Genomic DNA, 10,083 nt, shown 5'->3' on the forward strand with positions numbered 1-10,083 from the left:
AGCTGCCATCTGGCGCGGGCCAGGAACCACCACCGGCCAGCCAGCAGGCAGGGAACAGAGGCGATGCAGCGTCCGATAGCGCCCAGCCTGGCTCCGATAGCCATCTCTGGTGGCCTGCCCCAGGACTTTGAGAAAGCCCTAAGTGCCCGGTTGGGGCATTGACGTGGGTCCGCTTCTGCCATAGACTTACGCTGTGTTTCCCTGATATCGTCAGTTCGCGTCAGGCGGAGATCAGGATGCGCCTGTCTTCAGACAGTCGGTTCCCGGCTGCCTGGGGTGCGTTCGTTGCCGGCAACGTGCCAGGCACCCTCACGAGTCGCGCCCTGAGGGCCTTTCCCCCGTCTGCCACGGGTCTCTTGCCCGCTGCGGCGTCCCCCACTCAGCCCAGACACAGTGCTATGCGCTGCGAGTCGCCGACCCAGTTCACAAGAGGAGCGAGATGCCCTGATGGGGGACCGTCGGCGTCTTCCCAGCGTGAGACACGCTCATCATAGGAGGATGACGGTATGGCCATATCGCGAGCAGCGGTCAAGAACCCATGGCGAGAGGGGCGGCCGGGGCAGTTCACCGACGCCGAGCTGGAGGTGACCCGCATCGCCGAGAGCGGTCAGCGCCAACAGCGGTTGGCCTACATGCCGGTGGTCTACGAGTACTGGGCCCCCTTCAATTACGACAATTTCCACGTCGAGCTGGGCCGGACGGACCCTTACGTCGGCGCCGAGTTCAACGAGGACGGCGTGGAACTCGACGTGCCGCCCTACGGTGCCATCACCTTCGTGGAAGAGGAGCCCATCGTCGGCGTCACTGTCATAGGCAGCGCCTGCTGCCCCCCCGGGTTCATCATCCTGCACGCCGAACCGCTGGAATGGAAGTACCCGCGCTCCGGCGTCAAGATGCGCATCAACAACCTCTGGGGCGAGCACATGCGCCTCGAGCCCTGGAACGCGGGCATAGACGAAGGATATCGGGATGCCGGGATGAGCTGTGCCGTGTTCGAGATCCCCGACTCCAAGAAGGTCACCATCATGGCAGGCAGCCAGATGGATATAGACCAGCTTGACATCCAGAACATGCGCCATGACGCCCATTACGACATCCGCCTCATAAGGGTCACCGTACGGCGGCCGCTGCCATAACCATCGCCCACCAGTGACCGACCGAGCAGCCAGAGCCTAGCTTCCTGGGCCGGTTCCCAGAGTCTTTGGGTTCATTCGCCGGAAGCGGTGAGCCGGCACCGCGGCCGGAGTGGTACCACAAGGAGGTGTGTCGTGAGGAAGAGCAGGCTTACCCGTCGGGACTTCGTCAGAAAGTCAGCGCTGGCAGCAGCCGGCGCCGTGGTGGTCGGCTGTGCCCCAGCCACCCCCCAGGTGGTCGAGAAGGAGGTGACCAGGGAGGTAGTCAAAGAAGTCGAGAAGGTAGTGACAGTGGCCCCCGGGCCAACCGAGAAGGTCCAAGTCAGCTTCTGGTCGGAGCTGGTGGGCTCCAAGGAGGAGGGACGCGCTGCGCTCCTGAGCGCCTTCAATGCCGCCTCGGACGACATCGAGGTGGTTCATGAGCCCACCTTCGGTAGCGACGAGACGGCCCAGAAGTTTCTCACTGCCGTCTCCGGCGGCATCGTGCCCGACCTGTTGGGTAACGAGGCCGACTACATCCCTGGGTACGCCGAGATAGACGCCCTGACTGACCTCGGGCCTTTCATGGAGGCCTCAGAGACAGTCAAGATTGACAGCTTCCCGCGCGGCGTCATCTCCCTGTGCATGTACGACAACAAGGTCTGGGGCATACCGGTCTATGCCGATACTATGGTTCTGTACTACAACAAGAACCTGCTTGCCGAGGCGGGCTTCGACCCGGAGCAGCCTCCCCGAGATTGGGATTCGTTCCGAGAGGCCGCCATCGCTACCAGCAAGCGTGATGCGTCCGGCAAGCTGTTGGTTTCTGGGGTCGGCATCGGCGCCTGGAGTGGCCCCCGGGTCTTCATGCCCTGGCTCTACGCTTGGGGCGGGCGCATGTACAACGACGACCTTACCAAGGCCGAGTTCAACAGCCCCGAAGGCAAGGAGGTCCTCAACAACCTTGTCAAGCTGATCTACGAGGACAAGGTCACCGATTTCGGCTGGGGCGAGGAGTTCGAGGACTCGGTCAACGAGCCCTTCATCGCTGAGACCATGGCCATGACCTTCGACGTCCCCGCGGCCACCCGCAGAATCGTCCGCTGGCGGCCCGAGTTCCAGAACTGGGGGCTCGTCGGTCTGCCGGCCGGGCCCAAGGGCTTTGCTCAGATCGCCTCTGCCTGTGCCCTAATGATCCCCAAGAATGCCAAGCACCCCAAGGAGGCCTGGCGCGTCATCGAGTACTGGATGCAGCCCAAGGTGATGGTCCGCTGGGCCAAGGACATCTTCCGCCCGCCCAGCACTCTGGCAGCCATGGAGGACGAGAGCGTGATGCAGGACCCGCGCATCGCTCCCGTCACGGAGGCTTTGCAGTACACCGTAGAGATGCCGCAGACCACCAAGTACGGCGAGATCTTCAACACGCTCTCGGCGGAGATCGAGCTGGCGCTGGTGGGAGACAAGAGCGCGGACCAGGCCCTCGATGACGCGGCGGCGGCAGTAGATCAGATTCTGGCTCGGCCGTAAGGCAAGGAGACAGGAGCCAGGAGCATGGGAGTCAGGAGGTGGGCGCCAGGACAGGCGACGTCGGCAGTGGCGTAGGAGCCCGGGAGACTAAGGTCTCCACCAAGTTCACAGAGCCTGGCTTCTTCCCTCCCGGCTCCTATCTCCTTCGCTCCTGACTCCTGGCTCCTTTGAGGAGGACCAATGGCAGCTGTCCAGCCCAGCGCCGTTCGGACCTTGAGACCGAGCGCAGTGCCGGCCCGACGGGCCCTCGGGCCCGTGGCCCGCGACCAACGGAGAACGGGCATCCTGTTTGTCATCGTGCCCATGGCGCTCTTCCTCGTGTTCTCAGTGATCCCCATGGGCTTCGCCTGCTACTTGAGCTTCACCGACTTCAAGTTCACCCGAGCACCGATCTGGACCGGCTTGGAGAACTTCAGCTACTTGGCTACGGACAAGGTGTTCCGGACTGCCCTGAGAAACACCGCCCTGTATGCCCTGGGGGTGGTGCCCACGGGCATGGTACTATCCCTCTTCGTGGCCCTGCTTCTGAACCAGAAGATACGGGGCATCGTCATATTCCGCACCGCCTACTACCTGCCGGTGGTCACCTCCACAGTGGCCAGCGCCGTGGTATGGATGTGGATGTTCGCCACCGATGTGGGCATCCTCAACGCCGGCTTGGAGATGGTGGGCTTGCCCCCTCAACGGTGGCTCATGGACACCCGGCTGGCGCTGCCCTCGGTGATGTTCATGTCGGTGTGGAAGAGCTTGGGCTACAGCATGATCATCTACCTGGCAGCCCTGCAGGGGATTCCAGGGCACCTGTATGAGGCGGCCGAGATTGACGGGGCCAGCTCCTGGCACAAGTTCTGGAGCATCACCCTGCCCCTTCTCAAGGCCACCACCTTCTTCATCTTCGTCACCTCGGTGATAAGCTCCTTTCAGGTGTTCGGCAGCGTCTTCGTCATGACCCAGGGGGGCCCCGGCTATGCCACTACTACTATCGTGCACCAGATCTACCTGAATGCGTTCAAGTACCTGCGCATGGGCTACGGTGCCGCCGAAGCGCTGGTGCTCTTTGCCATCATCTTCATCCTGTCCATGATCAACTGGTTCTTCCTGCGCAGCGATGTGGAGTACTGGTAGAGGGAGAGCAAGATGGGACTGACGGCCAACACGCGCTCCCTGATCGACAAGGCAGGCCTGTACCGTGGCGGCCGGCTGGGCAAGCTGAGCACGCGGGCGCTGCTCTACGTCGTCCTCACCGCCAGCAGCATCCTGATGATCGTGCCTTTCGTCTGGATGTTGTCTACCTCCCTCAAGCCCGACTACCAGATCTTCGAATTCCCGCCCTCGTGGATCCCACGCGAGCTGAACTGGGGCAACTACGTGGATGCCTGGCAGAAGGCGCGATTCTCGCGGTACGCCCTTAACACGGCCGTGTACGCCGTGTTCAGTACCCTGGGCCAGGTGACTCTGTGTTCAATGGCCGGCTACTCCTTTGCCCGGCTTCGCTTCCCTGGCCAGAATGCGCTGTTCGTGCTGGTGCTGGCGACCATGATGATTCCCTTCCAGATGCTCCTTATCCCGCTGTTCGTCATCCTCAAGCGCTGGCCTCTGGCCGGCGGCAACAACATCTTTGGCAGCGGCGGTACGGGCCTCATCGATACCCTCGTCGGCCTCACTCTGCCCAATACCATCAGCGCTTTCGGCATCTTCCTGATCCGCCAGTTCTCCCTCACTCTCCCCGGCGAGCTCGCCGACGCCGCCCGCATGGACGGCTGCAGCGAGGCTACCATCTTCTGGCGCATTATGATGCCTCTCATGAAGCCGGCCCTCACTACCCTGGCCATCTTCGCCTTCCAGGACTCCTGGAACGACTTCACCTGGCCCCTGGTCATCACCATGACTGAGAAGACCCGCACCTTACAGCTCGGGCTGCAGACGTTCCAGAATCAGTTCTTCACCGAGTGGGGCCTGCTCATGGCCGGCACTACCATCACCGTCTTCCCCCTGGTCGTGCTCTTCATCATCGGGCAGCGGTACTTCGTGCAGGGCATCGCCCTCACCGGCACCAAAGGATGATGCGTGAGGCGTGAGGCGTGACGAGCTGGGACGCGTTACAGCTCGGGCAATCACTGCTGGAGGGGTCGCTCAAGTGATTCGCAACTACATCGGCGAGGACTACAAAGGCACGGGCCTGCCCAAGCTTCCGGTAGAGACCGCCCTCATCTACAAGGCCTGGTCCCCCTGGAGCTACAGCCACCATCCGCACATCACTTTCTTCCGTGATCGCTTCTACGTCATGTTCTCCAACGGCTGGATAGACGAGGACGATGTGGGCCAGCGGGTGATGCTTTCCACCTCTGACGACTTCGTTCACTGGACAACCCCTAGCCCTCTCGTTGACACCCGCATGGGCGAGCATTTCGGCCTCACCTTCACCGCCGGGGGCTGGCACGTCCATCAGGGCACCCTGGTTGCCTACATCGGGGAGTACGAGTACGACCTGCCCCCAGGCTCCCGCAAGCCCGATCACATCCAGGAGACCCCTCACAAGAACACCAAGACCTGGGCCCTCACCAGCACCGACGGGGAGCACTGGGGCCAGCCTATCCCCATCCTGGAGCGCTTCGTCCCCAACCACGGCCCCCAGCCCATCCGGTCTGGCCGCCTCATCATGTGCGGGGGGATGATGTTCCCCTACACCGACGACCCCTCGGGTCTGAGCGGATGGATCCCTGCCGGTATCTACCCTCGCAAGATGCCCAGGCCCTATGTAGACGACTCGGTGGGCTTTCGACAGGCAGCGCCTTACTTCGAGACACCGCACCCCGTGCTCAACGAGGGATCGTTCATCCAGACCGACGACGGTGTCCTGCACATGCTCTTGCGCTCGGGCACCGACCGGCTTTGGCACACCTACAGCACCGACGACGGCGAGACTTGGTCCATCCCCGAGCGCACCGAGTTCACCGACTCGGTGGCCAAGTTCCACCTGGGCCGGCTTCCTGGCTCAGGTGCCGCCGAGCCTGAGCGGGGCGGGCGCTTCTACTACGTGGGCAACCCGTCGACACAGAGGGAGTACCGCACCCTCCTGGTTCTCTCTCTGAGTCGCGACGGCGAGGACTGGACCGATTCCTACATATTGCGCAACGAGGAGACGGCCCCAATCTTCGAGGGCACCTACAAGGATCACGGATACCAGTACCCCCACTCCATGGTGCTGGAAAATCACCTGTACGTAGTGTACTCCATCAACAAAGAGGACGTGGGAGTGCTGCGTCTGAGCCTGGACAGCCTACCACCCGAGTGACGGACAGGAAGGCCAGGGCTCGAGCACCGGGCATCCCTAGACCTGCTGGCTCGGAGGGCACTCCCGGGCGTCGAAGAGGAGAGGTGTCGTGACCGATGACTGGCCCTATGCCTTCAAGTTGGGCGTAGTCCTGGAGGAGATCCACCCCGATCCGGAGGTCTCTCTCCCCTTCGCCCGCGACCTGGGCATGACCCACGTGGAGTTCGGCTCCCTATGGGGCCGGCCGCTCGACCAGACAAGCGAGGCCGACCGGGAGAGGATGCGCGAGCTCCTGCACCAGCACGGTCTCCAGGTCGCTATGGTGGGGCCGTCCACCTTCAAGATGGTCTACCTGGGCCACTTGAGGCTGGACGAGCTCGCCAGCGACCCGCCTTTCCGACGTGAGCTGGAATCCATGCGACGCGTGTTGGAGGCGGCTCGTTACTTCGGCTCCCCTCTGGCGCGCACTTTCTCCTTCCGCCGGGAGGGGATGGTCGGGTTGGGCAACCCATCGCCCCGCCTCCCGGCAGGAGGGGAGATCGAGCCCGGTATGCTGGAGAAGCTGGGCCATGCTCTCCGCCTCATCTGCGAAGTTGCGGATGAGGCCGGAGTGGATCTCGGCCTGGAGAACGTGCGCTCCTGCTGGGCCAACACTGGCCACAACACTCGCCGCATCGTCGAGGCGGTGGGCTCGCCCCACCTCAAGGTCGTCTGGGACCCTGCCAACGCCTTCGTCTCCGGCGAGGAAGCAGCGTTTCCTGAAGGGTACGATCAGGTGAAGCCTTACGTGGCCCACGTCCACCTCAAGGACGCTCGGCTTCTCGACCCGGCCACCGGGCTGACCGCCTGGGAGAGGATCGGCGACGGCGAAGTGGACTACAAGGGACAGCTCGCCGCCCTCATGGCCGACGGGTACCGGGGTGTCGTCTCCGTCGAGACCCACTACCAGCCGGCAGGCAAGTCGCCGGCTGAAGCCACTCGCCTGACCACCCAGGGCCTGAGGGCCGTTCTGGCCTCGCTGTCATAGGCGCGGGGGCCTGCACCGCCCGCCGGACCATGGAGTGGCCAGGCTGGCGCCAGCCTAGATCGGCCCCCGGCCGGCCCGCCGAGGGTAGGAAGCTCTCGCCGAGCGACGCCAGGGCTCGCGCTGGCCGCACCGGAGGGCTCGGCTGGGCAGCTTATGTCGCCTTTCCCGTAGGACTGCCGCGCGAACGCGCTCTTCCCCCGATTCCGAGTTGTCCCTCTGCCCTTTGCGCCACCAATCGAGCGTGTATACTGCCTATGTGCCATCGCTGGAGGATGTGACCATGCGGCGATCTCGAATACCTCTCGTTCCGCTGGCCATCGGCTTCTTACTGGGGAGCCTGGTTACGGCCCACGCTCAGGAGTTCATCTTCATCCCCTTCGTGGCTCAGGCGGGCACGGGGAGCGCTGAGGTGCGGATCATCAACTTGCGCCCCAGCGCCGCCGCCGATACGGTGAGTTTCTTCGGCGAGGTCTGGAACGACACCTCGTCGGCCATCTGGCTTCATCAGGTGACAGTGGAGCTGCTGGATGGTACCGGCTCTCCTGTGGACCAAGTGAGCACCATTGGCGACCTGGCCCAGGTCATCCCACCGGGCGAGAAGCGTCCCTTCCTGGCTTACACGGACCAGCCAGTTGAGGACTGGGTCTCTTACCGGGCCAGCGCCGACTGGGAGCCGACGGGCTACCTTACCGTGCTTTCGCAGGAGCTGCGCCAGACGGCGAATGGATGGGCCATAGACGTGGCCGTCCAGAATCAGTACCCGGTGAGCGTGCGGAACCCCCTGGTGATCGGCACTCTCTACGGGCCCCGCGGGGCCACCATCGGCTACAACTGGGCCGTCCCAGGACCGGACTCGCCCGAGCTGGTCGCTCCGGGAGCGCGGTTCACCACCACGGTCAGCTTCGACCGCGACGACACGTACGCCTACGACTCGAGCGTCACACCCTCCGGCTACGGGAGCATCGTCGTTCCGTAGACGGGCCGGCCCGCGCCCTGCCGGCCGCCCCAGGTCCGCGCCCAGGTGGCCTATGCCGCTGCCGGCCGCCGAGGCTTCCGGCGCCGCCCCGGAACGCCTCGACCCCTCCTCAACGCACCGGCACTCCGTACCACTCGCCGGTCAGGAAGATGCGTCCGATCTGCACCCCCATCAGGACTCCTACGAAGAGCAGGGCCAGCCCCCAGGAGAAGCGGTGCAGCCGGCGTAGGGCCAGAGGGCAACAGGCAGCCCAAGAGGGCGCCTGCCTGAGAACGAAGCGCCTCAGCGCGGCCGTCATCCTGGCGGCCGGGCTGTCGGCGCCTGAACTCGGACCTCGACGGGCCGGTGAGCACCGTGGCCGGTATGCCGAGGTAGAACTGAGTGATGAGAGTGGCCGACGACCCCGCCAGACCCCGATTCCGCCGCCTTCGCTGCAGCAGACAGACTGCGCCGACCGGCGATACGGCCCCGAAGGCGACCAGCACGGCCACCCGTCACCCCCAGGATCCAGGCGACAGCGGTGGCGCTCACCTCCCCGATGGAGTCCAGGGAGTAGATCACGTAGCGAGCGACGGATCCGCCTATGCCGGTGCCCGACGGGGAGAGCACCATTGAGGTACCGACCAGCCACATCGCCGCACTGAGCGCTGATGAGTCCGACAACCATTGGCATCCTGCGCGTCTGCAGCTCTAGCCCTCCCCGTCCTCCATGCCGGGCTGCCCATCGTCGAAGATGAAGACGTCTTCGATCCGGGCCCCGAGGGCCTGGGCCACGTCGTGAGCCAGCCTCAGAGAAGGGTTGTACTTGCCCTGCTCCAGGAACACGATAGTCTCTCGTCTCACTCCGACCATCTGGGCCAGTTTTGCCTGCGTCAGGTTGTGCTTGGCGCGATACTCCTTGATCTTCGTCTTCAGCATCTCTCCTGCACTCGTAGGTGGAGCCCGGCAGGCGGCATCCTCGACCCGGCTTCGCGGCCGCCCACTCCGATCTCCCCAGTGCGGCGCCTGCCCCAGCTGTAGGCTACTGGGGCGTTCTGGAGAGCAGGCCCTTCAGGAAGAGGAAGGCGCTCCCGAGCACGCCCACCAGGAAGCCGGCAGGAGCGAGCAGTACGGCGATGGTGAAGAACACGGGCTCCTCGATGCCGAACAGGGCGCTCACGGCGTTGTGCAGCACGGCACTGACTACGAACGCGGCCACCGACGCACCAGCGATCACCAGGAAGGTCCTCAGCACCGCCATACTCCTTTCGCTCAGAACCGGCGCTACCCGGTCGTAGAAGACATAGGACACCACATACACGAACACGCCCGAGAGCAGCAGCCAGCTGACGACTTTGGAGGCAGCGGGGCCGGAAGCCGGCCGCAGGGTCAGAATGGAGGCAAGGAGAGCTGAAGCGATGAGGAGGAAGGCGAAACCATTGCGGACACTGTGGGACACGTTCTCCTGCACCCGCTCGTCGAAGGGAGGCAGCCTGCGCCATCGCACCAGAGACCACAGCTCCCGGTGACCGGCTGCGACAGCTGCTAGCACCAGGGCGACGGCGACGTAGTACGTCCGCAGAGCCAGGTGCGACAGCACCAGCAGCAGCAGGAAGCAGATCGAGAGAGCCACAGAGAGCTTCCTCAACCCCGCGCTTGCCTCCCCCATGGCGCGATCCGGCGGTATGTGCGGTATTTCTAACATCATGATACGCTGTGGGCCGGGCTTTGTCAATAGGCAAATGCGCCGAGGGAGAGGCTCTGCTGGGGCCGCTAGGGACTGTCACCGCCCTGGAAACCAGACTACCCCCGGCCGGGGTGCCGGAGGCAGTGTCCAGTAGCTATGGGTGTGGGCCCACCCGGATTCGAACCAGGGACCAACCGGTTATGAGCCGGCCGCTCTGCCGCTGAGCTATGGGCCCATCTGGAGCCACCCATCGGACTTGAACCGATAACCTGGCGCTTACGAAGCGTCTGCTCTGCCATTGAGCTAGGGTGGCTTGTAGCACTGTTAAGTATAGCCCGACGCGGAAGATCGGTCAAACGGAACCGGCTCCGCCCCAGGGCTTTTCAACCCTCCTATGGTTGGGTGAGGAGGGCGAGGCTGGCTTCAGGGTGGAGACGCAGGTGACGGATGGCGTCGGGGACAAGGGGGAAGCCTAGGGAGCGCAGGAGGTTGAGGGCCAGG

At 64.1% G+C, this 10,083-nt stretch carries 10 protein-coding genes and 2 tRNA genes; 7 read left to right on the forward strand and 5 right to left on the reverse strand.

Going from position 1 to position 10,083, the window contains the following annotated elements; all coding sequences use genetic code 11:
• The first annotated feature begins 506 nt into the window (after positions 1-506).
• The 7 genes from HPY83_19140 to HPY83_19170 all read left to right on the forward strand — a co-directional run bounded on the left by HPY83_19140 (position 507) and on the right by HPY83_19170 (position 7,916).
• Positions 507-1,136, forward strand: a complete 630-nt coding sequence (locus HPY83_19140; GenBank protein NPV10067.1) for a hypothetical protein — start codon at positions 507-509, stop codon at positions 1,134-1,136.
• 132 nt (positions 1,137-1,268) lie between these two features.
• Positions 1,269-2,639 (forward strand): ABC transporter substrate-binding protein, encoded by a 1,371-nt coding sequence (locus tag HPY83_19145; GenBank protein ID NPV10068.1) that lies wholly within the window; start codon positions 1,269-1,271, stop codon positions 2,637-2,639.
• A gap of 180 nt (positions 2,640-2,819) precedes the next feature.
• Positions 2,820-3,764, forward strand: coding sequence for a sugar ABC transporter permease (locus tag HPY83_19150; GenBank protein NPV10069.1), 945 nt, complete (start codon positions 2,820-2,822; stop codon positions 3,762-3,764).
• A gap of 12 nt (positions 3,765-3,776) precedes the next feature.
• Complete coding sequence (locus HPY83_19155) at positions 3,777-4,703, forward strand: carbohydrate ABC transporter permease (protein NPV10070.1); 927 nt, start codon at positions 3,777-3,779, stop codon at positions 4,701-4,703.
• A gap of 73 nt (positions 4,704-4,776) precedes the next feature.
• Positions 4,777-5,934 (forward strand): hypothetical protein, encoded by a 1,158-nt coding sequence (locus HPY83_19160; GenBank protein ID NPV10071.1) that lies wholly within the window; start codon positions 4,777-4,779, stop codon positions 5,932-5,934.
• Positions 5,935-6,022: 88 nt separating this feature from the next.
• Positions 6,023-6,940, forward strand: a complete 918-nt coding sequence (locus tag HPY83_19165; GenBank protein NPV10072.1) for a sugar phosphate isomerase/epimerase — start codon at positions 6,023-6,025, stop codon at positions 6,938-6,940.
• 280 nt (positions 6,941-7,220) lie between these two features.
• Positions 7,221-7,916 carry a hypothetical protein gene (locus HPY83_19170; GenBank protein ID NPV10073.1) on the forward strand — a complete coding sequence of 232 codons (696 nt, stop codon included), beginning with the start codon at positions 7,221-7,223 and terminating at the stop codon, positions 7,914-7,916.
• 109 nt (positions 7,917-8,025) lie between these two features.
• Here the strand turns inward: HPY83_19170 and HPY83_19175 are convergent, their stop codons facing one another.
• From HPY83_19175 to HPY83_19195, 5 genes are all read right to left on the reverse strand, one after another.
• Positions 8,026-8,214, reverse strand: a complete 189-nt coding sequence (locus HPY83_19175; GenBank protein NPV10074.1) for a hypothetical protein — start codon at positions 8,212-8,214, stop codon at positions 8,026-8,028.
• A gap of 392 nt (positions 8,215-8,606) precedes the next feature.
• Complete coding sequence (locus tag HPY83_19180) at positions 8,607-8,831, reverse strand: helix-turn-helix transcriptional regulator (protein NPV10075.1); 225 nt, start codon at positions 8,829-8,831, stop codon at positions 8,607-8,609.
• Positions 8,832-8,937: 106 nt separating this feature from the next.
• Positions 8,938-9,543 (reverse strand): hypothetical protein, encoded by a 606-nt coding sequence (locus tag HPY83_19185; GenBank protein ID NPV10076.1) that lies wholly within the window; start codon positions 9,541-9,543, stop codon positions 8,938-8,940.
• Positions 9,544-9,745: 202 nt separating this feature from the next.
• A tRNA-Ile gene (locus HPY83_19190) sits at positions 9,746-9,817 on the reverse strand.
• Between the two features lie 3 nt (positions 9,818-9,820).
• Positions 9,821-9,895, reverse strand: a tRNA-Thr gene (locus HPY83_19195).
• Between the last annotated feature and the right edge of the window lie 188 nt (positions 9,896-10,083).

The organism is Anaerolineae bacterium (assembly GCA_013178015.1).
Classification (GTDB): Bacteria; Chloroflexota; Anaerolineae; order DRVO01; family DRVO01; genus Ch71.